Genomic DNA, 23,353 nt, shown 5'->3' with positions numbered 1-23,353 from the left:
CTTCACGGCATCTTGCAAAATGGCAGAGTGCCATCTTTTGCGAGTTTGCTTAATATTTTAATCACTAAATGAATTCGTCAGATTTAAAAGACTTATGTCAGACCGAAGATGTAACTTCACTTTTGTTTCAGAATTTTCGTTTGATTTAACGCTTAATCACTTGCTGTGCTCATGAAAAATGCCAAGGTTTATTGGTTTTTTTGGCTTTATGATTTTGTAGTTTATATGATTTGATGCGCTTAAGTATATTTAATACAGGCATTGTTTCTGAATATAAATACAATAGATGTGAAATATGCTCCGTAAACCATTTTTTTCTTTAAGGCATTTGCGTTTAATTTACTGACTGGATCCGTAGATGGATTATGCAGGAAGTCGATTGGGCCATGATTTTTATTGTATCTATCCTGATATTTTATTACTCGTAGCGCCTTAAGATAAAAAAATGGCGTGTTTGGATAATGATAATGCCTGACGTAGATGTCATAATAACATCTACGTGATCAGTTTTCGTTTTCTTTCGAATTTTGCCGAGAACGTTTCGGTTTTGAAGCGTGCTGGGTGGTCTGCGGTGATGTTCGGATCGGGGAGGTGGCTAGACTTTCCGGATGTGCATTGTGGGGTGATTGCGTCCAACAAATAAAAACAACTTGCGGGCAAATAACCAATGAACAAACTAGCTACGGACATGGTGGCCGTTCCCGATCTTGCGGGACCGGAAGTCGTGACGGATTTTCAAGACGAGCCGTTGTCCATTTCCGAAATGTCGGAAATGTATGGCGTGACCTTGCGGACGCTGCGTTTCTATGAAGAAAAGGGCTTGTTGAGCCCTATTCGTCGTGGCGCACGTCGCTTTTACAGAAGTCGGGATGTGGCGCGTATGCGGGTCATCCTACAGGCAAAGGGTATTGGTCTGACGCTTGCGGAAATCCGCCGGGTGATCAAGCTCGTGGAAAGTGACACCCCTCGGGTGCAGCAGTTCCAGGAGTTGCAGACAATTTGCCAGAGCCAGTACGATATGTTGATGGAACAGAAGTCGATGCTCGACGAACAGGTCAAGGAAGTCAATTCCGTCCTGACGTCGCTCGGCAACCTGGCCAAGGCAAGCTAACGACGAAAAGACGCGCTTCAAAGAGATATTCTTTGACGGCGTGGTGATGAGTTTCAAATAAAAAGCCCGGCGAGAGAATAGCTCGCCGGGCTTTTTTGTATTCAGGGATTTGTCCGCGAGGCCCGGGACTTATCCGGCTGAAACAGTCTCGTCTGTCGCTGCGACTTTCGCCTGACGCATTTCGTCGGCAAACCGCTTGAACAAATAATGACTGTCGCGCGGGCCAGAGGACGCTTCCGGGTGATACTGAACCGAGAACACCGGCTTGCCCTTGACGCGAATGCCACAGTTGGTGCCATCGAACAGCGACACATGGGTTTCTTCGACACTGTCTGGCAGTGTCGCCATGTCCACGGCAAAGCCATGGTTCATCGAGGTGATCTCGACCTTGTTGGTCATGCGGTCAAACACGGGATGGTTGGCGCCATGGTGTCCTTGATGCATCTTTTCGGTCTTGCCTCCGAGGGCAAGTGCCAGCATCTGGTGACCCAGACAGATGCCGAAGACTGGCAGGCCGGAAGAGACCGCATCACGGATCGGTCCAGTGGCGTAATCGCCGGTCGCGGCCGGGTCTCCCGGTCCATTGGACAGGAAGATACCGTCCGGCTTCAAAGCCATGATCTCGTCAGTTGACGCGGTGGCCGGTACAACTGTCACGCGACACCCAACATCAGTCAGAAGACGCAGGATGTTACGCTTGATTCCATAATCAAGCGCCACCACATTGAACTCAGCAGCGTCACTGTCGTTGACAACGGGATAGCCATTGTCCCACGACCACGGCTTTTCTGTCCATGGGTGAGCTTGACCCGTCGTTACCGTCTTGGCTAGGTCCAGGCCTTCCAGACCCGACCAGTCAGCGGCCTGCTTGCGCAAGGCTTCCTTGTCGAACTGTCCGTCCGGATGATGGGCAATCACGGCGTGGGGCATGCCATTTTCACGAATGAATGCGGTGAAGGCACGTGTGTCGACGCCACTGATGCCGATGAGACCCCGGTCCTTGAGCCAGCCGTCAAGCTTGCCCGCAGAGCGGTAATTGGAGGGTTCAGTGATGTCGGCGTGCAGCACGCAGCCACGAACGCCTGTGCGTGAGGCCATGTCAACCGTTTCGACGTCCTCGTCGTTGGTTCCGACATTGCCGATGTGAGGAAAGGTGAATGTGATGATCTGACCAGCGTAGGACGGGTCCGTCAGGATTTCCTGATACCCGGTAATCGCGGTGTTGAAGCAAACCTCGCCAACCGCTTCGCCGATGGCTCCAAGGCCTTCGCCTTCGATAATTCTGCCGTCGGCAAAAACGAGAAGGGCGGTCGCCGGTTTTTCAGACCATGCGTCAGCAGTCGTCATGTCTTGTTTCCAGCTGTTGTTGGTGACATCATACGCTGCAGATGGGGCTAAAGGGGCAGGGCGTTATCCCGATCAAAATGCCGTCTGCATTAAGGCGGGCAATCTATGGGAACTCCCGGCAAGCGTCAACCGGTACGAGGCAAAACGAAGAGTTCGATCTCAAAGGGTTGTAACCTGTGGGTCTGGTAGCATAGAAGGGCGTTTCAGTCACTTTGCTGCCACGGCCCTTTTGGGGAATGATATGCGCGAAACAATTACTTCAGCTCTCAAGGCTTGCAAGGAATCCGACGACCGATGCCGTGTCGCGACCCTTCGCCTTGTGATGGCAGCGATTCAGGATCGGGACACCGAGGCCAAGGCCTCAGGGCGCGATGGTGTATCTGAAGATGATATCAATGATATTCTTCAGAAGATGGTTCGTCAGCGCTGTGTTTCGGCCCGCGAATACGAAGAAAGCGGTCAACTTGATCTTGCCGCGCAGGAACGGCGCGAGAGCGAGATCATTCAGGAGTTTCTCCCTTCGCAGATCAACGGCGAGGAGATGGCGGAACTGTGTGAGAAGACCGTTCGCGACATTGACGCGAATGGCTTGCGCGACATCGGACGCTGCATGTCTGAGTTGAAAACCCGCTACCCGGGGCAAATGGACTTCGTGCGCGCGTCTTGTGTCATGAAGGATCTGCTTCGCAAGGATGGCAAGCCGGGGCAAACCTGAGCCATCTCCGGATTGCCTTGATGTGGGTGTGCTTGGCGGTCGGCTGATTGAGCTGTCTGTTCTGGTGGCTTCACCTTTACCCGCACTCCCAACTGAACAGACTGGTCATGCCGTTTCGCCTTGTCGGCCTGTTGTTCTCCCGTTGAGGGTTTTGCAGGCTGGTCGGTTCTGGTGCCGTCTGCTATCTTTCATTCTTCCTGATCCTTTGGCCGCCTGCGCGCAGTGCGCGACGTGTGGCCGTTGAACCTCTCGGTTGTTTTTGATGCGTTTTGACAATCGTCTTCTCGATGAAATACGGGCCCGCTTGAGCTTGTCGGACCTCGTTGGCCGTCGGGTGACGTGGGACCGCCGCAAGACGCAGCCGGGCAAGGGAGATTTCTGGGCCTGTTGTCCGTTTCATCAGGAAAAGTCACCGAGCTTTCATGTTGATGATCGCCGTAATCGCTACAAGTGCTTTGGCTGCGGCGAATCGGGTGATCACTTCCGCTTTGTCATGGAAACCGAAGGACTGAGCTTTCCTGAAACGGTTGAGCGGCTTGCTGGGGAAGCGGGCGTGTCCTTGCCGGCGCCTGATCCGCAGATGGCGCGACGCGAAAAGCAGCGCGCCACCTTGGCGGATGTGTGCGAGCTGGCAGCCCAGTATTTTCAGTCGAACATGAGCGGCACAGGCGGTGCGACGGCACGCGACTACGTCAAGCGTCGTGGTCTGACACCGGAGACGCTCACCGAGTTTCGTTTCGGCTATGCGCCAGATACGCGCGACAGCCTCAAGCGGTTTTTAGCCTCACGTGAGGTGCCGGAAGCGCTGATGGTGGAGGCCGGACTGGTGATCCGTCCTGAAGATGGCCGTTCAGGTTACGACCGGTTTCGCGGTCGGCTGATGATTCCCATTCATGATCCGCGCGGTCGGGTGGTGGCCTTTGGCGGGCGAACGCTGAGCCCTGACGGCCTGCCCAAGTATCTCAATTCGCCAGAAACGCCGCTGTTCGACAAGGGGCGCATGTTGTTCAACGCGCATCGGGCGCGCGAGCCTGCCTTCAAGTCGGGGCAAGCTATCATTGTTGAAGGCTATATGGATGCCATCGCGCTTTGGCAGGCGGGTTTTCCCTATGTGGTTGCGTCTCTTGGCACTGCTTTCACCGAAGATCAGATCCGGGCCATGTGGAAGTTCGCAGCCGAGCCGGTGATCTGCTTTGATGGTGACAGCGCCGGGGTTTCGGCAGCGCATCGGTCGGTGGATCGCATTCTGCCCGTGCTGCAAAGTGGTTATTCCTTCCAGTTCTGTTTTCTGCCGGATGGCATGGATCCGGACGATCTGATCAAGGCGGAAGGCCCGGACGGAGTTCGTCAGCAATTGGAATCCTCCAATTCGCTGTTTGACGTGTTGTGGCAGCGCGAGACCGGAGCGGTCAGCCTGGATACACCAGAGCGCAAAGCCGCTCTCGAAAAGCAGTTTGATGATCTTGTTGCGACAATTCGGGATACCCGCGTTCAACGGCGCTACCAGATGGACTTGCGGTTCCGTCTATCGAACTTGTTCTTTGAACAGGCACGAAGTGGCCGGAGTGCAGCCCGCAAGGACGATTGGCGCAAAGGGGATGGTCGCAAGGGGGACTGGCGCAACGGCGGGCAAGGCGGATATGGCGGGCAAGGCGGATATGGCGGGCAAGGCGGATATGGCGGCAACAGCGATGCGGCCAGCGTTTTCGGATCTGCCGCGCCCGGTGCCACGGCCAAGCCGGATGCACCGATGCATGGTATTGAGCGGCTCGTCTGCGGGTTGTGTGTGCGCTATCCGTATCTGCTGGATCGCCATCTTGAGCGGTTTTCGATGCTGCCCTTTTCGGATGATGTGCATCGACGCTTCCGCAATGCGCTGTGTCGGTTTGCTGATGCGTCAGAGGTCAGTCCGGTGATGGCGCTTGAGCGCGATCTCGATGACGCCCTGAAGCAACTCCTGACCGAAGTCAGCGATGATCTTGGGAAGAGCGGCAATGGGGGGTCAACACGCGGGGGCTGGTCAACTCTGGCACATCGCTTCCAGCTTTTGCGCAAACAGCCGCCGGAAGATTTTCTTGACGCCGTATTCTTGCATTTTCTTGACGTCCTCGAACTCAAACGTCTGGAAGTCGAACTTGACGAGGAGATGAAGGCAGCGGCTGAGGATCTGAGCGAAGATGGGTGGCTGCGCATTCAGGCTCTGACGCAAGACCTGACGCGGCGGCGCGAAGAGTGCACCCGTGATGAAGCCTCGTTAGCCGAGCGGGCAAAGAAGATGGAGTTCAGTGCGCCGCGTGCAAGCGAACCTGCTTTGGGGGGAGGAAGTATGTAAATCAGGCGTCTGAAGACAGACAAAATGTGATCTGTCTTGTCATTTCGTCAGATATTTTCGGAGAAACCGAAAAAAACATCTCTTTTTTCAGCTTGCGCATGAGAAACGCTCTTGCGCTTTCTTTTTGTCGAGCTAAATACACCATAGGCAGCAAAGAGCGTCGAAGACCGGTCAAAGACCGCCGACACAAGATCGAAAAGCTGCGTTTTGTTCGTCGTACCCTTGCGGTGATGATATGTCATCATCCAGCTCCGATAACGTGTGCGGTGGAGGCTAAGCAATTTTTGCGGGGCGGAAATCGGTCAGAGTTAATTGGAGCTTAAGGGACGGAGCATAAATTCCGAATCAAGAGACGAAGTTCAACAGCTGCGCTGCCAATCTGGTGTGCGCGCTGTTTGCGGTTCGGGCTCAAGCGCACGTTTATCAAGGCATGCCCGCACACGGCATGATTCTGGAGCACGAAATGGTAGCTAAGGCGACGCAAGTGGAAGACAATCAGGAAGCAACTGGTGAGGGGCTGGACGGCCCGCTTCTCGATCTCTCTGACGCCGCCGTCAAAAAGATGATAAAAGCCGCGAAAAAACGCGGTTATGTCACTTATGATGAGCTGAATGAGGTTCTGCCGTCTGCGCAGGTTTCGTCGGAGAAGATCGAGGACATCATGTCCATGCTTTCCGACATGGGCATCAACGTCATTGATTCTGACGAGGTTGAAGAAGCCAACGCCGAGGAAGGTGCTGCCGGCGGTGATCTGGTCGCGGCAAGCTCTGGCGCGGTTGCCAAGACGACAACGACCAAAGAACCGGCCGACCGGACAGATGATCCTGTGCGCATGTACTTGCGTGAAATGGGGTCTGTTGAGCTTCTATCTCGCGAAGGCGAAATCGCGATTGCCAAGCGCATTGAAGCTGGCCGGGAAGCGATGATCGCAGGCTTGTGCGAAAGCCCGCTGACGTTTCAGGCCATCATCATCTGGCGTGACGAGTTGAATGAAGCTCAAGTGCTTTTGCGCGACATCATTGACCTTGAAGCCACTTATGCGGGACCTGACGCCAAGAATGGTCCAACCGGCGACAATGATGATGAAGAAGGCTCAGAAGGGGGGCGGCTGCCGTTCCTGCTGCCAATGGCAACGGGCAAGAGAAGGGTGCCTCCGAGGCTGGTGAAAGCGATCAGGACGACGAAGACGGCGACGAGGACGACGAGTTCGAAGCCAATGTCTCGCTGTCTGCGATGGAAGCCGAACTGAAGCCTGCCGTTCTGGAAACCTTTGACGGGATTGCCGACAATTACAAGAAGTTGCGTAAGCTTCAGGACCAGCATGTTGAAAACAAGCTGGCCAACAAGACGTTGTCTCCGTCGCAGGAGCGCCGCTACAAGAAGCTGAAAGAAGACATCATTACGGATGTGAAGAGCCTGTCGCTCAATCAGAATCGTATTGATGCCCTTGTTGCGCAGCTCTATGACATCAACAAGCGTCTGATGCGTCATGAAGGCCGTCTGGTGCGTCTGGCTGACAGCTACAATGTCAACCGGGCCGAATTCCTTCAGCAGTACCAGGGCACTGAGCTGGACCCGAACTGGATCCGCAAGGTTGCGACACTGACCGGGCGTGGATGGAAGAACTTCATCGCCAAGGACAAGGATCAGGTTCACGAGATCCGTCAGGAAATTCAGACGCTGGCCACTGAGACCGGTCTGGAAATCACTGAGTTCCGTCGCATTGTCGCAATGGTACAGAAGGGCGAACGCGAGGCCCGTATCGCCAAGAAGGAAATGGTTGAAGCCAACCTTCGTCTGGTGATTTCCATTGCCAAGAAATATACCAACCGTGGCCTGCAGTTCCTGGATCTTATTCAGGAAGGCAACATCGGTTTGATGAAGGCGGTCGACAAGTTCGAATACCGTCGTGGTTACAAGTTCTCGACGTATGCCACCTGGTGGATCTCGTCAGGCGATCACCCGCTCTATTGCGGATCAGGCACGCACAATTCGTATTCCGGTGCATATGATCGAGACGATCAACAAGATCGTCCGTACATCGCGTCAGATGCTTCATGAAATTGGTCGTGAGCCGACACCGGAAGAGTTGGCTGAAAAGCTGCAAATGCCGCTGGAAAAAGTGCGTAAGGTTCTGAAGATTGCCAAGGAGCCGATCTCTCTCGAAACCCCGATCGGGGATGAGGAAGACAGCCATCTGGGCGACTTTATCGAAGATCAGAACGCTGTTCTGCCGATTGAGGCGGCCATTCAGTCGAACCTGCGCGAGACAACGACTCGGGTTCTGGCATCTCTAACACCTCGTGAAGAACGTGTGCTGCGGATGCGCTTCGGCATCGGCATGAACACTGACCACACTCTGGAAGAGGTTGGTCAGCAGTTCTCTGTGACGCGGGAACGTATTCGTCAGATCGAAGCAAAGGCGTTGCGCAAGCTCAAGCACCCGAGTCGCTCGCGCAAACTGCGCAGCTTCATCGACAGCTAAAAAGCGCCCGTGCATGCGAATCGATAATCAGAAACCCGGCCTTGTGCCGGGTTTTTTGTGTCCAAGGCCATCGCTATCCTGTAGAGCGCTTTCTGATAGGCTGTCAGGTGCTCTAGGATTGTCCGAGATGAAAGGTGAACAGGGTTTGCGCATTGTTCATTATATGGAGACCATCAGTTTCGGATTTGAGAGGCGAAGGGAATTTTAAACTTCTTCTAGTAATTTTAGGGTTTTGTTGTGCCTTAACAGTGCGCCTTTCTGGAATATATTTTTGTTCGAAGCTGCGATATGCTGAACACTCGCGTTTGAAGCTTGTGCCAATTACAGGAAGCAGTTGTCAGAGACTTCAAGCGCAGGTCATAAGTGTGTCAACAATGACCACATACGGATCCAGTTCCAATGATGACTTTCATGAAACCTCTCGCACCGACGGCTCACAGCCTGCTGCGTATCTTTGCCGGTGCAGCTTTTCTGGAGCATGGCACCAGCAAGCTTTTGTATTTTCCGCAATCGGGCATGAGTGGTCACTCGCTTGCGACCATGGGGGGCTTTGCCGGGATCTTTGAATTGGTCTGTGGTCTGCTGATCACCCTCGGTCTGTTCACCCGTCCTGCGGCTTTTCTTGCCAGTGGCACGATGGCGGTGGCCTACTTCACCGTGCATTTTCCGAAGAGCTTCTTTCCGATGCTCAACAATGGTGAACCGGCTTTGCTCTATTGCTTTGTGTTTTTCTTCATGTGTGCAGCCGGTGCCGGTCCGATCAGCCTGGATGCATTGATTCGTCGCAACAAGTAAGGCCGCGATGCCCTTGCCCGATTTGAGGGCAGGAGGTATTGGCTTCTTGGGCGTTTAAACAAAAAGCCGCAAGAATACTTTCTTGCGGCTTTTTGCTGTTTGCGGGCTCATTGCCAAATCAAATCGATATCGGCAACGTGTTTACTCTGACTTGATCTGCCATAGGTGATGCTGATGTTGGCGGACAAGCTGTTTTCGCCGCTTTCAATGGGAACACTGGCAGCTTCCATCATCAGTTTGCGGGCGCCGAATTGCATCGGACGCGGGGTTGCCGATCCGTGTTCGGACATGGCCAGGATCGGCCCGAGTGTCACATGCGCGGCTTTGGCATAGAGCTTTGCCTTGCTGAGGGCATTGGCGACAGCCGCTTCGCGTGCCTTGTTCAATTTGGCGTCATGATCGGAAACCATGAAGTTGGGCGAGCTCATGTTGTTGATGCCCGAGCTGACCAGCATCTGCATGACAGAGCCAAGCTTGTCGAGGTTCCGAACCTTGATCGTCAGGCCGTTGCTGACCTGATAGCTGTCAATCTCCGGAAGCCGCCGATGGGTCTTTGGGTCGGTCTTGTACTGCGGCGAGATGTTGAAGCCATTGGTCTGCAAGTCAGCGGCGGCAATGCCGGATTTTTTCAATCTGGAAATCACTTGCCGCAGGGCATTGGAGTTTTCATCCAGTGCGCCTTGTGCCGTTTTGGAAAGGGTCTCGACCGATCCGGTGATCTGCGCCATGTCGGGCTTGACCGAAATCTCGCCGGTGCCAGCCAGGGTCAACGTCGAGGGCGGTGTGGGCTGCTCGTCAGCTTGTGCCAAAGGCACGGTAGCTGCCAGCGCCAATGCAGAGACAAGCGCGCGCAGCGTCAGGCGTGGAGCATGAGACGAGGCAGCGGGACGGACGGACATAAATCTCTTCAGGTTCATCAACGGCGTGGCCTTTTGTGTTGTCTGGGTCGAAGGTTCATGTCCAACGGTGTCTGACCTTCAAGGCCGGTTTGTGACGGCCTTGCAAAAGGCGTGTGCGCCTGAGCTTTTCTGGGCGCACATCCGCGTCGCACGGCAACTGCCTCTTGCCGTTTTGCGTGTGCTTGTGTAGGAAATCCATCATTGCTGTCCGGGCCTTGTTGCCGTGCGACGCAGGGCCTGTAGCTCAACTGGTTAGAGCCGTCCGCTCATAACGGATTGGTTGGGGGTTCGAGTCCCTCCGGGCCCACCATTTTTTCTGTCTTCACTGAATTCGAAAATTACCTCCGCCGTGAACGCCAGATGGAGGGCATCGCGCAAGCTAAGGAGCGGGGCGTTTACAAGGGGCGCAAGCGTAGCGTGGATGTTGAAAGGGTAAGGGCGCTCAAGCAGTCCGGCATGGGCGCGGCGGCCATCGCGAGGGAACTAGGTATTGGCCGTGTGAGTGTCTACGGGGCTTTGGCCGAGGTATGAAACGTTGTACTCTGTTGCAAATATCTGGAAATTGTAGAGCCCGCATCATGCAGTTTTGGGGGCGTCGGGTGGAATCAGGTATCTTCCGCAAGGCCTGATAAAGATTTGGTCTGCGTGAGTTTTGAAGTTTTTTTTTGGGGGGGGGGCGTATTTGCCTGAGCGATTTGTTTTCCGGCAGGTAGACTACCGAGATATACCGTTATTTTTTGCAGATCGTGAGGTGCGAGCAAAAAATCATAGTTCGCGGCAAGCTTGTCACCAAACGAGCTATTCGAACTTGGTGGAGAGACGCGGTACCACCGTGTTTACAATGCCATGCGGCGGTGTAGTGAATGATTATGTTGCTTTCTATTTCTCTCCGTTGACATCCTTTGCCTGCGCGATAAATCGGGGAGGGGTAGAAGTGCATTCGCCTAGCGGCGGGTTTTTGGGGAACTCGAATAAGAACCAACGGGTTTTTCTGGTTTTTCGAGTTTCGGATCTGATCGCTGCCGAATTGCGTTGCTGCATTAGTGACTTAGCATTGAATACAAATGCTCCCGTTCCGCAGGTTACGGATGACTGCGGTAAAATCGAAGAGCATGTGCATTGGAGTGTGTTTGACGAGTCCCCGCTTGTGGCGTCTATTTCCGAAATTGGATATGGTGGTGCATGCCGTTACTTTTTCAGTGGCGATACGCCGCAACGCTATTAATTTCGCAAGCAACAACGCATGGCCGAGTTTCTCGTGCACACATCTGTTCCCATTGGATTGTTGAGTTGCATTGTCGTGCCAACAAGTGAAATCAACGCTATCTTAAAAGAGCGGGTTGATGCTTCCTGCTATCCAGAAATTCCTGTACTCACCAAACCGGGGTGCTTTGTGTCATGACCATTTCTTTTAAGACTGGGGACCTTTTTTCGGAGTCCGTGCAGGCTATCGTGAATACGGTCAATTGCGTCGGTGTGATGGGCAAGGGGGTTGCGCTTGAATTCAAGAAGCGCTGGCCTGCAAATTACAAAGCATATAAGGCTGAATGTAGTTCCGGTGGGCTGACCCCTGGGAGGATGTTTGTTTTTGATACTGCGGGACTTTTTGATCAGAATGGGCCTCGGTATTTAATCAATTTCCCAACCAAGGATCATTGGCGTTCGAGATCGAAGCTATCGTACATCGAGCAAGGCTTGGATGCGTTGGTGGCTGAGCTGAAACGACTCCAAATTAAGTCAATTGCAATGCCGCCTTTGGGCTGTGGGAATGGCGGCCTTGATTGGGACGATGTAAAGCCCTTGATTGAGACTAAGCTTGGCGCACTGGATGATATCGATATCGTCGTTTTCGCTCCGAAGGAGGTTATCGATCAACCGGAGTATGCCGTCACAGGTATGCGTTTGACCTTTGAGCGAGCTATACTTTTAAAAAGCTTTGGTGATCTGGAGGGGCATTTCGATGGTGCGTTAGACCGGATCTCGATGCAGAAGATAGTTTACTTTCTTCAAGCGCTGGGCGTGAGCTTTGGGTTGCAATTTTCTCGCAACCTCTACGGCCCATATTCTGAGAGCTTAAAGAAGGCCTTTATTGCACTTGATAAGCATGAGATGATTTCTGGATTCTTTTCCGAGGATCGTCAAACACAGGTAACGCGGAGTGGGTACGCAGCGGCGGATGAATTCTTGAATAATGACGAGCGGGGAAGGGAAGTTATCACCCGGTTGGATAAGCTTATTCAGGGATATGAAAGCCCTTACGGGTTAGAGCTACTGGCATCGGTTCACTGGTTGGCTCATCATGAAAAACACTCTCCGTTGGAGGCGCTCGTTCGTGAGATGCAAAGCTGGAATGAGAATAAGCGAAACAAGTTCGATGAAGACGCAATTCGGCTGGCATATGGTCGTCTGATGGAAGACGGTTTGCTAAACTGAACGTTCCAACTCTTAGCAGTCTAATAATGTAGTCACGATTTCCTAATCAGGCTCGTCGCCTATCTCTAAGAGTATTTCATGAATGCTTTGCACGTCAGGAGTTAATTCGTTCGGTCCGAGCAAATCTTTCGGGTCAGTGGCGACAGCAATCCGCATCAGAGTTTCCCATAATTCATAACTAATTTGGTAGCTAGCCTTAGCCGTGTCCGAATGTTTGTTGTTGCACTTTCAATATCATGCTGATGCTACTACAAACTCCTACTCCATATAATTTCTATATATCTGAAAAATATAGTCTTTTATGTCTGCATGCCTTTTCCCTCCGGGCCCACCATTATTCTTGAGATGCTGTCGTTGCCGTGGAGGCTTCTAGATTGAGGCGGGTGGCGCCCTGGCAGATCAGATCGATGAATTTCATCACATGTGGGTCTGAGCGGCGCTCTGGCAGGACGTGAATGCCGAGCAACCAGCTTGGCGGCGTTTCGCTGCTGGCCAAATCCACTGGGTATAATCCGTAGTCTGCGAAAGAGCCTGTCAGCAACTCAGTGTGAACAAGCACCGCATCTGTTGCCTGGACGAAATCCATGCAGGCACGCATCGAGTTGGAGGTGAACACATGCGTGAAGCTGCTCGATTGTGCGGGGGCGACGTCTTCGGCGACAAGGCGCTTCTGACGCGCTTCCGGCGGTGAGGGAACTGTGGTCGGGTAGGCCTGTATTTCGGAAATGCGCCTTGGGGTCTCCAGCAAGGGGTGCCCTGCACGCACGAAATAACTGTCACGGGCCATGCCGAGCGGAATGAAATCAACGTCAACCTCCCGCACCAGATTGGCCACTTGGTGACCGACAAAAAGTGAAATGTCTCCGGCCCAGAGGTGGTCCATGCAGCGCATGGCATTTCCAATGCTGACGTTGATCGGGGCGTTGGGGTAGGCCTTGGCATGGTCGACGACAAAATCTTTCAGGAACAATGTCCAGGCGGAGTAGCCCGAGCCGATGCTGATGCCGTGTTCCTGCTCGCCCTGTTGCCGTTCGATGGTCTCAAGGGCGTTGGTGTAGAGGCGGCGCATGAGCAAGGCGTTCTTGTAAAGTGTCTCGCCATAGGGGGTCAGGCGTACGCCGCGAGATGACCGGTCGAACAAACGGACGCCGAGCGTGCGTTCCAGTTTTTTGATGTTGTAGGTCAGTGCCGGTTGCGAGATGAGCAGCCGCTCTGCTGCAGCGACGAAGGACCCCATCTCGGTGACCGCCAGAAACTGCTCCAATGCCTTGTCCATCTGCAGAAATCCCTCAATTTTTGAAATATGATTTCAATTTTGCGACGCAATATTCAGTTATTTTGCCAATCATAATATAAAATATTTTTATAGAATGACCAATTTTTTGTATTTGTTTTGCTAGCTGCGGCGTGACAACGTTGTTTTCTCTTCGGTTTCGCTCTGGTGGGACAGGGTTGCGGGAGGACGACGCAAGAAACCGGATTGGGCGCCTGAACGCGAGTGGCGCTACCTAACGCGTGATTTGGATGGGAGGAGACCAGATGAATACGTTCATGATTAATCGTCGCCGCTTTTTGGGGGCAGGTGCTGCCGGTCTGGCGTCTGTGCCTTTTATGGGGCTGGGGTCGGCATTCGCTGCTGAAAGCGCCCAGTTGCGCATGATGTGGTGGGGCTCTGAAGAGCGTGCCCGACGCACCACCAAGGCCGTGGATGCTTTTAAGGCCGCACATTCCGGCGTCAGCGTCGAAACCGAATTCATGGGATGGGATGATTACTGGCCACGCCTTGCAACGCAGGTTGCGGGCGGCAACGCGCCGGATTTCATCCAGATGGATTATCGCTACATGTTCGAGTATGCGCGTCGCGGAGCCATCATGCCGCTCGACGCCTTTCTCGGCAAACAGCTCAAGATCGAGGATTTCGGCAAGGTCAATTTGGATTCCTGCTCGGTCAACGGCAAACTCTATGGCGGTAATGTTGGGGTGAATGCCTTTGGCACTATCCTTGATCAAGGCCTATGGGAAGCTGCCGGCGTCGAAGCGCCGACCTATGGCACAACCTTCGAGGATTTCGCCAAAAAGACCGAAGACTTTGCCAAGGGCAACAAGAACCGCAAGATGCATGCCTCTGCCGATGCAAGTGGCAGCGAAAACCTTTTTGAAGGTTGGTTGCGGGAGCGTGGCAAGTCGCTTTATACGCCAGAAGGTGAACTCGGTTACTCGGCCGATGATGTGGCGGAATGGTTCGCGTACTGGGCCGAAATCCGCAAGGCTGGCGGCTGTGTCAGTCCGGACCGTCAGGCGCTTTACAAGAATACCATCGAGACGTCACCTCTGACCCTGGGGTACTCTGCGACTGACTTCGCCTTCTCCAATCAGTTTGTCGGCTACCAGAAGATGAACAAGCCGGAGTTGACGATTACCGCGCAGCCAATTGTCAAGGATGGCAAGCCGGGACATTATCTCAAGCCATCGCAAATGTTCTCGATTTCGGCGACCTCCAAAGCGCCCGAGGTGACGGCAGAGTTGATCAACTTCCTTATCCGCGATCCGGCTGGAGCGCTGATCCTGGTGTTGAACGGGGTGTTCCCGCGTCGCCTGCAATTCGTGATGCCCTGACGCCGAAGCTTGATGGCCCAAGCCGCAAGGCCGTGGATTTCATTTCCAAGCTGACGCCTTATGTCGGCGCTTTGCCGCCCGCACCACCCAAGGGAGCGGGTGAATTGAACGCGGTGCTGATCCGCATCAGTCAGGAAGTCGCCTTTGAAGCATCTTCGCCCAAGGACGGCGGCGCCAAGATGATCTCCGAGGCAGAATCCGTCCTGAAGCGAGGGTAAGTAAGACCTATGGGGATCAGTGGGCAAGTGGACGCCACGATCCAGGGGATGGGCGCAAAGCGCCCGTCCGACCTGCGCAAAGCACATGGAGGCGACATGCCGCAGGCTATCTGTTTCTCGCGCCATGGTTGATCGGCTTTTTGTGTTTGACGCTCGGCCCGGCGCTGGTGTCACTCTATCTGTCATTCACCGACTTTGATCTGCTGCAAAGTCCGAAGTTCATCGGCATGGCGAATTACGTGCGCATGGCAACGGCGGATCCGAAGTTTACTGCAGCGATGCATGTCACCTTCGTCTACGTGGTGCTTTCGGTGCCATTGAAACTGGCCTTTGCATTGGCTGTGGCGATTGCGCTCAATCGGGGGCTGGCCGGTTTGCCGGTCTACCGCGCGATCTTCTATCTGCCCTCGCTGTTGGGGGCATCGGTTGCCATTGCCGTTCTTTGGCGGCAGTTGTTTGCGGCCGATGGCATGGTCAACAACGTGTTGGCATTGTTCGGAATTGAAGGGCCAAGCTGGATCTCCAACCCGCATTACTCGCTGTATACGCTGGTGGTGCTGTCGGTCTGGCAGTTCGGGTCGCCGATGATCATCTTTCTGGCGGGCCTGCGTCAGATCCCGACAGATATGTATGAGGCGGCCAGTCTGGATGGCGCGTCGCCGCTGCGCCAGTTTTTCAAGATCACCCTGCCGCTGTTGTCACCAGTCGTGTTCTTCAATCTGGTCATTCAGACGATTGATGCGTTCAAGGCGTTTACGCCTGCTTTTATCGTCTCTGGTGGATCTGGCGGACCCATCAATTCGACGCTGTTTTACACGCTCTACCTCTATCAGGAGGCCTTTGGCTATTTCCGCATGGGATACGCCTCGGCGCTGGCCTGGGTGCTTGTGGTGATCATCGCCGTCTTCACTGCCTTCTCTTTCCTGTCCACACGCTATTGGGTGCATTACGATGAGTAACGACGCTCGAGATCTTCCGGGCCAGACGAGTGCGCATCCGTATCTCCGCTCGGCTCTGCTGCACTCAGGTCTGATGGCGGCCTCTTTCGTGATGCTGTATCCGATCCTGTGGATGTTGGCAGGCTCTCTCAGACCGGCGTCGGATCTGTTTGGAAGCAGCGCCAGTCTCATTCCCTCGCAGGTCACGATCAAGGCCTACACGGACGGGTGGTTCGGGTTGCAGGTCAGTTTCGGGCGGTTTTTCTTCAACTCGCTGCTGATTTCCACGCTGGCGACCATTGGCAATGTCTTTGCTGCATCTCTGGCAGCCTTTGCCTTTGCCCGTTTGCGGTTTGCCGGACGCAGCTTCTGGTTCGCCATGATGCTGGGCACGCTGATGTTGCCCTACCATGTGACGTTGATCCCGCAATATGTGCTGTTTTTGAAGCTCGGCTGGGTCAATACCTGGTTGCCGCTGATCCTGCCGAAGTATTTCGCTGTCGATGCCTTCTTCATCTTTTTGATGGTGCAGTTCTTCCGTGGCATTCCGCGGGAGTTGGACGAAGCCGCACAGATGGATGGGTGCAGTGCCTTGGCGAATTTACTGGAAGGTGATGCTGCCCCTGTCTCTGCCGGTCTTGGCAACGGCTGCAATCTTCTCGTTCATCTGGACGTGGGAGGACTTCTTCGGCCCGCTGATCTATCTCAGCGACATGAAGCTCTACACGGTTCAACTTGGCCTGCGTTCCTTCGTCGACTCCAGCGGCACCTCAAGCTGGAACCAGTTGTTCGCAATGTCGATCCTGTCGCTTATCCCGATTTTCCTGATCTTCCTGTTCTTCCAGCGGTTGCTCATCGAGGGCATCGCGACGACGGGCATGAAACGCTGATCAGACAGGGAGCCTGACATCGGTCGTCTTCAGCGCCTGTCGTGATGACAAGGTCGCCTTGGGAGGCGTGTGTCAGGTAGCCCCGGACAAAAAGTGAGAATTAGATATGTCCACGAGCATTCAATTGAAGAAAGTGGTGAAACGCTTCGGCTCTCTTGATGTGATCAAGGGCCTTGATCTGGAGATTGTTCCAGGCGAGTTCACTGTTTTCGTCGGTCCTTCCGGGTGTGGCAAATCCACGTTGCTCAGAATGATTGCCGGTCTGGAGACGATTTCCGACGGAGATCTGCTGATCGGCGGAGACCGCATGAATGATGTCGCCGCCGCCAAGCGGGGCATTGCCATGGTGTTCCAGTCTTACGCGCTTTATCCGCATATGACGGTCTACAAGAACCTGGCTTTCGGGCTGGAGACGGCAGGCTTCAAGCGGGCGGAAATAGAGCGGCGTGTCCGGGAAGCGGCGGAAACCTTGCAGATTACGGACTATCTGTCGCGCCGGCCGAAGGCTCTTTCCGGTGGCCAGCGACAGCGCGTTGCCATTGGCCGCTCGATCGTGCGTGACCCGGATATCTTTCTGTTCGATGAGCCCTTGTCCAATCTTGATGCCGAGTTGCGGGTGCAGATGCGTGTTGAGATTGCCAAGCTGCATGAGCGGTTGGGCAACACGATGATCTATGTCACCCACGATCAGGTGGAAGCCATGACCATGGCTGACCGGATCGTTGTGCTGAAGGGTGGGCAGGTCATGCAGGTCGGCACGCCTCTGGATCTTTACAACGCGCCTGCCAATCAGTTCGTCGCCGGATTCATCGGCTCGCCCAAGATGAACTTTCTGGACGCCCGCGCGACGTCGGACGACACGATTGAAGTCGCTGGCCAGCCCCTCCGTCTGGAAGCGGTTCAACGTGGACAGATCGGTGTGGGAGATGCGCTGACCTTCGGCGTGCGCCCGGAACACATCCGCCTTGGTGGACACGAAGATGGCAACAGTCAGTCACTTGGAGATGTGAAAGTGCATCTGGTCGAGCATCTGGGCGGCACTACCGCAATCTATGCCAGCACGACGACCGGGGCCAATCTGACGGTGCTGGCACCCGGCCAGCAGGCCATTCGAAATGGCGATGTGGTGCCTCTGTCACTTGATACCACCAACAGCCACATCTTTGCACCGGACGGCCGCGCGCTGCGCGCCTGACGGTCAAGCTGAGGCATTATTTGATTTCCCGCAAAGCAAGGGACGAAAGCATGAAATACGCCATCGTTGGAACAGGCTCGCGGCACAAGATGTTTCGCCGTGCAGTCGCTGAAACTTATAAGGATCAGAATGATCTGGTCGGGTTGTGTGATGTGAACGACAAGCGCCTTGGCCTTGTCTGCATCGGAGGTGGATATCGGCGGCAATGGGGTTGCGACGTATCAGGCCGAAAACTTCGAGACGATGTTGCAGGAACAGAAACCGGACAAGGTGATTGTCACGGTGCCTGACTATCGTCATCACGAGTATATCATTGCGGCCATGCGCTCCGGCTGTGACGTGATGACAGAAAAGCCCATGACCATTGATCTGGACAAGCTCAAGGCTATTCTGGATGCTCAGGCCGAGACGGGACGACAGGTCGCCGTCACTTTTAACTACCGCTACACGCCTGCCCGCACGCAGATCAAGGATATCCTGATGTCTGGCGCGATTGGTGAGGTGATTGCGGTTGAATTCAGTTGGCATCTCGACCGGGTGCATGGCGCTGATTATTTCCGCCGCTGGCATCGCTATAAGGACAAGTCGGGGGGGCTGCTGGTCCATAAGTCGACCCACCACTTCGATCTGGTGAACTGGTGGCTCGGGTCTTCTCCGACGGCGGTGTCAGCACATGGAGAGCGGGCGTTTTATCGCCCGGAAATGGCGCGGGAACTGGGGTTGGCTGAACATGGGCCACGCTGTCATGAGTGCCCGGTCGCTGATAAGTGCGATTTCAAGCTGGATTTGGCCGGAGATCCGGCCTTGCGTGAGTTGTATCTGGAAGCGGAAGAGGCTGACGGGTATCTGCGCGACCGCTGCGTGTTTGATGATGACATCACCATCGAGGACACCATGCAGGTGCATGCGCGCTACGCCAACAATGCAACGCTGAACTATACGCTCTGCGCCTACAGTCCCTGGGAGGGGCTGGAGATCAAGTTCTATGGCACCAAGGGAGAGCTGTCCCATAAGCACGTTGAGGTTCATGGTGTGTTTGGTGGCAAACAGGACAAGGCGGACGATTCAGAAGCAATGACCACAACCCTCCATGTCGCGGGCAAAGAGCCTATTGCCATTGATGTCTGGGCGGGAGCTGGCGATCACGGCGGCGCTGATCCGGTGATGCTCGGCTATCTGTTTGATCCTGCTGCGGGGGAAGATCACTATGGTCGCAGCTCATCTCATATCGATGGAGCCTGGTCTATTTTGACGGGAATTGCCGCGAATGCCTCGATTGCCAGTGGCGAGACGGTTCATATGGACGCGTTTCTCGCCGAAAAGGGTATCTCGCTGCCACACAAAAAGTGGCAGATCGGCTGATGACTGATGTGGGGTCAGATGTGGCGCGAAGACGACTGCGTCACATCTGACTGACGGACGTGCGCTGAAATTGACTTGCGGTGCTTGCACGTCAATTTCAGCGGCGTGATTATATTTGCTTTATCAGAACAAAATGCAGGCAGGACGAGGCGTGTTGATACTGCCGGGAATGCGGATCGCGGCACCAGACTGCGGATCGAGCGTGAAGAGCGTCAGACTGTTGGAGTGTTGATTGGCCACGACGAGCCATAGGCTCCGCTCGGGTCAATCGCCATGTCGCGCGGGTGGTCGCCACCGCAATCGGCGTAGCCCCCCGGAGCCAATGAGCCGTCTGGCTGGACTTGCAACCAGCCAATGGCGTTTTGCAGGCGACCGGCGACATAGAGGAAGCGTCCATCGGGCGACAGGCGAACGGCCGAAAGTGCGCCATCTGTTGCTGAACCCTCGTCGAAGGGCGCGATCCCTGCATCGATTTCGAAGATGCCATTCTGCCGAGTCAGCGTGTAAACGCGTTCGTTGAGTTCGCAGGCCAGATACATCCGGTCTTTGGCGGCAAGTACCATATGGCGCGGCCCGCAGCCGGCTGGCATGGCAAGACGCTGATGCAGGATCAGCCGTGGCCTATCTCCCGGGCAAACTTCATAGAAATGCACGGCATCGCCGCCGAGATCTGTCACTGCCAGACTGCGCCCATTGTCGAAAAAGCAGACGAAGTGTGCGTGCGAGGCTTCCTGCCGGGCTGTGTTGGGCCCTGTGGTATCAAATTGCAAGCGTTCCAGTAACACCGCAGGGCCTCCCTCCGGCGGTATTTTCCAAAGAGCTGCCGAGCCGTCGCTGTAGTGGGCGCTTGCAGCCAGAAAGCGATGAGGACAGACCGCGATATGACAGGCATCACTGCCGGGCACTTCGGTCTCTCCAACAGGTACTAATTGTGCGCCATCAATCTTGTAGGTCAGGAAACGAGGCGTCTTACTCAGATCCACCTCTTCGATCGCAAACAGCAGATCACTGTCATGCAACGCGGAAATCCAGGATGGATTGGTCACCTAGGCGACCAGCGTCAGGTCAGCGCTGGCCGGGTCTTCTGCATCCGGAACCCGAACGTGTTGAATACCACCCTTGATCGTTGCGGGATCCCCGGCCGTATAGGCGCCAAGGAAAAAGTCGAGATCTGCCAAGCTCCTGCTCCTGTTTTCTTATTGGAAGGCTTTGGCATACTCTCCCATGCGAATGAGCCCTTGCATATAGCCAATTGCATGTGCGCGGCCACGATGGTTCCAAGGCGTGTCTCCATCCATCTTGGGAACGTGGTCGTCGATCATGAAACCATCGAAGCCATTGCGGACCAGAAGGGTGAGAATTTCCGCCGGATCGAAATTTCCATCGCCAATGAAGCATTCCGTGAATTTCGGCACACTGCCTTTCACATCGCGGAAATGAACGTAGGCGATCTTTCTCAAGGGCGCGAAGTGTTCGATCATTTCGATGACATTCTGGCGTCCGCCGGGCATTTCCGAACAGCACCCGAGACATAGGTCCAGCGCCCAGGCAGGGCTGTCCCCGGCAATTTGATGGGCGCGCCTGAAATTCTCCGGCTTGTTGAAAATGCGGGCCACGCCGCCGAGACTTTCGACAGGGGGATCGTCCGGGTGCAGTGCCAGCCGCAGGCCTTCTTCTTCGGCAACGGGCAGAACGGCTTTGATGAAATAGGTGTAATTGGCCCACATCTCCTCTGCAGTGATCACGTCATCGGGTCCTGCATGAAGAGGAAGGGCATCTTGATTGCCAAGGCCGTTTGGCAGAAACGCGCGCAACTCGTCAACGCTGTCACGGGCGGCATCCACCAAGGCCATGTCGAAGGTGCGGGCCATGGCGTCGCCCCGTGTCGGGGTGACGCGGTCGGTGGTCCACACACCGCTGGGCGTGAAGTGAAATCCAAGGATGGGAATCCCTGCGCGCGCGACGGATCGGATCGTGTGTTGATAATTCTCGATCTGTTCATCGCGCCCAAGCAGTCCCAGCATGGCCTTGTTGTAAAATTGTGCCGGCACGTTTTCGATAGCCTCGAAGGTGAGACCATGATTCTGCGCTTTTTCTACCAGTGGGCGGATGTCGTCCACCTCCCAGCGAACGTCGCCGGGCAGGTGGGGATTGTTCATCTGAAGGCCGGTGACGCCGGTCTGTGCCGCGTAACGCAGCATCTCATCGGTGAGTTCCTTGAACTGACCGATGGCGAGGCGGATGCTCATTGGCCTGTCTCCGTCGTGCGGATTGGCTCTAGCGGCTCAACCTTGTGGCGGTTGACCATACGTTCTCCGTCTTCGTGGCGGGTGGCGCACCAGCGGGCCGCATTGGCCAGAACCTGACGGATCTCCGGCTGATAGTAGATCGGGAAACTTTCGTGACCAGGGCTGAAATAGAAAATACGACCACGGCCACGATGATAACAGCAACCGGAGCGGAAGACTTCGCCACCTTCCACCCAGTTAATGAAAACAAGACGATCAGGCTGAGGAATGTCGAAGGGCTCGCCGTACATCTCGGTTTGCGGCACCAGAATGCTTTCCGGCAGACCTTTGGCGATTGGATGGGCTGGATCAATGACCCAGACGCGCTCACGTTCGCCGCCTTCGTGCTCGCGCCAGCTCAGATTGCAGGAGGTCCCCATCAGGCGGCCAAAAATCTTGGAGTGATGGCCAGAGTGGAGAACCACAAGCCCCATGCCATCCAGAACCCGTTTTTGAATGCGCGTGACCAGCTCGTCAGGAATATCCTTGTGAACCACATGACCCCACCAGAACAGCACATCGGTGGTGTTCAGAACGTCGTCGGTCAAGCCGAAGTCGTCGTCGTAGAAGGTGGCCGTGCGGATTTCGAAGTCATCACTGGCGATGCCCTCAGCAATCGCAGTGTGAATGCCATCGGGATAAACAGCACGGATTTCGGGTTGGTTGGTTTCATGCCAGAATTCATTCCAGATAGTGATGCGGATGGGGTGGGTCATGCCAGCTCTCCGGGGTTTGTGGTCAGGGCAAAGGGGCTGCGCCCGATTGCGAGGAGTGTTTGATCAGGTCCCATAGCTCTGCCAGATGCAGGCTGCGCTCTGGCGTAGAAGGGTTGCTGATATGTCCGGCGCAGGTGTCTTCAAAGGTTTGCAACACGGCATCGAGATCTTCGCCGGCGGTTTCACGGGTCGTGACCGGACCTTGACGCACTTCAGCCCATTTACCCCAGATATCAACGCGGACAATGGCATCCTCGAAATAGAGCGTCAGCGATGATTCACATCCTGGAATGGTGTCGCCACAGAAGGTCAGATTAACCGGCGTTGTGCCTTCAAGCTGGCCAAAGACACCGCCAACCAATTCATAGTCGTGGTCGCGTGACATCAGCGTTGCAGCGACCTGCGTGAAGGCTTTGCCTGTCATCTCAAGGGTGGCATTGAGCAGATGCGATCCGGTATCGAACAGGAAGCCGCCGCCGGATAATTTCGGAATCTGCTTCCAACTCGTAACATAGCGGTCTTGCCAGTCTTCCCAGACTTCGCCGTTAACCGCCAGCAGATCTCCAAACTCGCCCGAGCGGGCGCGGGCGCGAATGCGTGCGAGAAGCGGCGAGAGAGAGGCTTGATACGCCACGACGACCTGACAGTCTGTCTTGTCACGCGCCGCGATGATGGCACTTGCTTCCTTGGCATTCAAAGCCATCGGCTTTTCCAGAAGGACATGCAGTCCGCGCTCCAGGGCTGCCTTGGCATAGCCGGAATGGAAGGCGTGAGGTGTTGAGATGTAGATGGCATCGAGATGGCCTGCTTCTGCTTCCAGCAGGGCGTCGGCTGTCTCATAGGTGCGTGGTGTGGTGCCGTTGCCGCTGACTGCGTCGATGAAGCGGTCGACCGAGGTGGAGCTGGTGTCCATCAAGGCGACGAAGTGCGGGGCGTTGGGGCTTTTTACCCAAGAGCGTGCGTAGCCAACGGCCTTGAGGCCGCAGCCGATGACGCCGAGTTTCAAAGGCATG

At 54.9% G+C, this 23,353-nt stretch carries 20 protein-coding genes, 1 tRNA gene and 3 pseudogenes; 15 read left to right on the top strand and 9 right to left on the bottom strand.

What is annotated here, in order from left to right; translation table 11 throughout:
• Positions 1–667 precede the first annotated feature (667 nt).
• Complete coding sequence (locus AC0L7U_RS05850) at positions 668–1,111, top strand: MerR family transcriptional regulator (RefSeq protein ID WP_473694533.1); 444 nt, start codon at positions 668–670, stop codon at positions 1,109–1,111.
• Between the two features lie 129 nt (positions 1,112–1,240).
• Here the strand turns inward: AC0L7U_RS05850 and carA are convergent, their stop codons facing one another.
• Positions 1,241–2,458 (bottom strand): glutamine-hydrolyzing carbamoyl-phosphate synthase small subunit, encoded by a 1,218-nt coding sequence (gene carA, locus AC0L7U_RS05845; protein WP_473694531.1) that lies wholly within the window; start codon positions 2,456–2,458, stop codon positions 1,241–1,243.
• Between the two features lie 241 nt (positions 2,459–2,699).
• On the opposite strand from carA, the gene AC0L7U_RS05840 reads away from it, so the two are divergent.
• From AC0L7U_RS05840 to AC0L7U_RS05825, 4 genes and pseudogenes are all read left to right on the top strand, one after another.
• Positions 2,700–3,173 (top strand): GatB/YqeY domain-containing protein, encoded by a 474-nt coding sequence (locus AC0L7U_RS05840; protein ID WP_473694529.1) that lies wholly within the window; start codon positions 2,700–2,702, stop codon positions 3,171–3,173.
• Positions 3,174–3,435: 262 nt separating this feature from the next.
• Entirely contained in the window at positions 3,436–5,505 is a 2,070-nt protein-coding gene (dnaG, locus tag AC0L7U_RS05835) for a DNA primase (RefSeq protein ID WP_473694527.1), read from the top strand.
• A 463-nt stretch (positions 5,506–5,968) separates the two neighbouring features.
• Positions 5,969–7,990: pseudogene (rpoD, locus tag AC0L7U_RS05830) on the top strand (RNA polymerase sigma factor RpoD).
• Positions 7,991–8,401: 411 nt separating this feature from the next.
• Positions 8,402–8,785: a DoxX family protein gene (locus tag AC0L7U_RS05825; RefSeq protein ID WP_473694525.1), complete on the top strand. Its 384-nt coding sequence runs from the start codon at positions 8,402–8,404 to the stop codon at positions 8,783–8,785.
• 107 nt (positions 8,786–8,892) lie between these two features.
• Here the strand turns inward: AC0L7U_RS05825 and AC0L7U_RS05820 are convergent, their stop codons facing one another.
• Complete coding sequence (locus AC0L7U_RS05820; protein ID WP_473694523.1) at positions 8,893–9,684, bottom strand: SIMPL domain-containing protein; 792 nt, start codon at positions 9,682–9,684, stop codon at positions 8,893–8,895.
• 233 nt (positions 9,685–9,917) lie between these two features.
• Between AC0L7U_RS05820 and AC0L7U_RS05815 the strand changes: the two genes are divergently transcribed.
• The 4 genes and pseudogenes from AC0L7U_RS05815 (at position 9,918) to darG (ending at position 12,117) form a co-directional block, all read left to right on the top strand.
• Positions 9,918–9,994 (top strand) — tRNA-Ile (locus AC0L7U_RS05815).
• A gap of 50 nt (positions 9,995–10,044) precedes the next feature.
• Positions 10,045–10,215: a helix-turn-helix domain-containing protein gene (locus tag AC0L7U_RS05810; RefSeq protein WP_473694521.1), complete on the top strand. Its 171-nt coding sequence runs from the start codon at positions 10,045–10,047 to the stop codon at positions 10,213–10,215.
• Between the two features lie 310 nt (positions 10,216–10,525).
• Positions 10,526–11,086: pseudogene (locus tag AC0L7U_RS05805) on the top strand (DarT ssDNA thymidine ADP-ribosyltransferase family protein).
• A gap of 50 nt (positions 11,087–11,136) precedes the next feature.
• Complete coding sequence (gene darG, locus AC0L7U_RS05800) at positions 11,137–12,117, top strand: type II toxin-antitoxin system antitoxin DNA ADP-ribosyl glycohydrolase DarG (RefSeq protein WP_473694519.1); 981 nt, start codon at positions 11,137–11,139, stop codon at positions 12,115–12,117.
• A gap of 334 nt (positions 12,118–12,451) precedes the next feature.
• Here the strand turns inward: darG and AC0L7U_RS05795 are convergent, their stop codons facing one another.
• The gene (locus AC0L7U_RS05795; RefSeq protein WP_473694517.1) at positions 12,452–13,393 is read right to left on the bottom strand and encodes a LysR family transcriptional regulator; all 942 of its coding nucleotides are present in this window, start codon (positions 13,391–13,393) and stop codon (positions 12,452–12,454) included.
• A gap of 263 nt (positions 13,394–13,656) precedes the next feature.
• Here AC0L7U_RS05795 and AC0L7U_RS05790 point away from each other — a divergent pair, with 263 nt between their 5' ends.
• The 6 genes and pseudogenes from AC0L7U_RS05790 to AC0L7U_RS05765 all read left to right on the top strand — a co-directional run bounded on the left by AC0L7U_RS05790 (position 13,657) and on the right by AC0L7U_RS05765 (position 19,336).
• Positions 13,657–14,733 carry an ABC transporter substrate-binding protein gene (locus tag AC0L7U_RS05790; protein WP_473694516.1) on the top strand — a complete coding sequence of 359 codons (1,077 nt, stop codon included), beginning with the start codon at positions 13,657–13,659 and terminating at the stop codon, positions 14,731–14,733.
• Between the two features lie 32 nt (positions 14,734–14,765).
• Positions 14,766–14,951, top strand: coding sequence for a hypothetical protein (locus tag AC0L7U_RS05785; protein ID WP_473694514.1), 186 nt, complete (start codon positions 14,766–14,768; stop codon positions 14,949–14,951).
• A 110-nt stretch (positions 14,952–15,061) separates the two neighbouring features.
• Positions 15,062–15,910, top strand: a complete 849-nt coding sequence (locus AC0L7U_RS05780; RefSeq protein ID WP_473695677.1) for a carbohydrate ABC transporter permease — start codon at positions 15,062–15,064, stop codon at positions 15,908–15,910.
• A 73-nt stretch (positions 15,911–15,983) separates the two neighbouring features.
• Positions 15,984–16,779 (top strand): annotated as a pseudogene (locus AC0L7U_RS05775) (carbohydrate ABC transporter permease).
• A 106-nt stretch (positions 16,780–16,885) separates the two neighbouring features.
• Positions 16,886–17,974, top strand: coding sequence for an ABC transporter ATP-binding protein (locus tag AC0L7U_RS05770; protein WP_473694512.1), 1,089 nt, complete (start codon positions 16,886–16,888; stop codon positions 17,972–17,974).
• Between the two features lie 168 nt (positions 17,975–18,142).
• Positions 18,143–19,336: a Gfo/Idh/MocA family protein gene (locus tag AC0L7U_RS05765; protein ID WP_473694511.1), complete on the top strand. Its 1,194-nt coding sequence runs from the start codon at positions 18,143–18,145 to the stop codon at positions 19,334–19,336.
• A gap of 123 nt (positions 19,337–19,459) precedes the next feature.
• Here the strand turns inward: AC0L7U_RS05765 and AC0L7U_RS05760 are convergent, their stop codons facing one another.
• The 6 genes from AC0L7U_RS05760 to AC0L7U_RS05735 are packed head-to-tail and all read right to left on the bottom strand — an operon-like array spanning position 19,460 to position 23,352.
• Positions 19,460–19,576 carry a hypothetical protein gene (locus tag AC0L7U_RS05760; RefSeq protein ID WP_473694509.1) on the bottom strand — a complete coding sequence of 39 codons (117 nt, stop codon included), beginning with the start codon at positions 19,574–19,576 and terminating at the stop codon, positions 19,460–19,462.
• On the bottom strand, positions 19,549–20,382 hold the full coding sequence (locus AC0L7U_RS05755) for a lactonase family protein (RefSeq protein ID WP_473694508.1): 834 nt from the start codon (positions 20,380–20,382) through the stop codon (positions 19,549–19,551). The genes AC0L7U_RS05760 and AC0L7U_RS05755 overlap by 28 nt, the downstream gene beginning before the upstream one ends.
• A complete protein-coding gene (locus AC0L7U_RS05750) occupies positions 20,383–20,514 on the bottom strand; it encodes a hypothetical protein (RefSeq protein WP_473694506.1) in 132 nt (43 codons plus the stop codon).
• 18 nt (positions 20,515–20,532) lie between these two features.
• Positions 20,533–21,585, bottom strand: a complete 1,053-nt coding sequence (locus tag AC0L7U_RS05745) for a mannonate dehydratase (protein ID WP_473694504.1) — start codon at positions 21,583–21,585, stop codon at positions 20,533–20,535.
• The gene (locus tag AC0L7U_RS05740; RefSeq protein ID WP_473694502.1) at positions 21,582–22,340 is read right to left on the bottom strand and encodes a ThuA domain-containing protein; all 759 of its coding nucleotides are present in this window, start codon (positions 22,338–22,340) and stop codon (positions 21,582–21,584) included. The genes AC0L7U_RS05745 and AC0L7U_RS05740 overlap by 4 nt, the downstream gene beginning before the upstream one ends.
• A 22-nt stretch (positions 22,341–22,362) precedes the next feature.
• Complete coding sequence (locus tag AC0L7U_RS05735; protein WP_473694500.1) at positions 22,363–23,352, bottom strand: Gfo/Idh/MocA family oxidoreductase; 990 nt, start codon at positions 23,350–23,352, stop codon at positions 22,363–22,365.
• Position 23,353: the final 1 nt, after the last annotated feature.

Source organism: Roseibium sp. 10G30-5 (assembly GCF_055809635.1).
The sequence above is the reverse complement of the archived record's forward strand: the minus strand, read 5'-3'. Positions and strand labels throughout refer to the sequence as shown.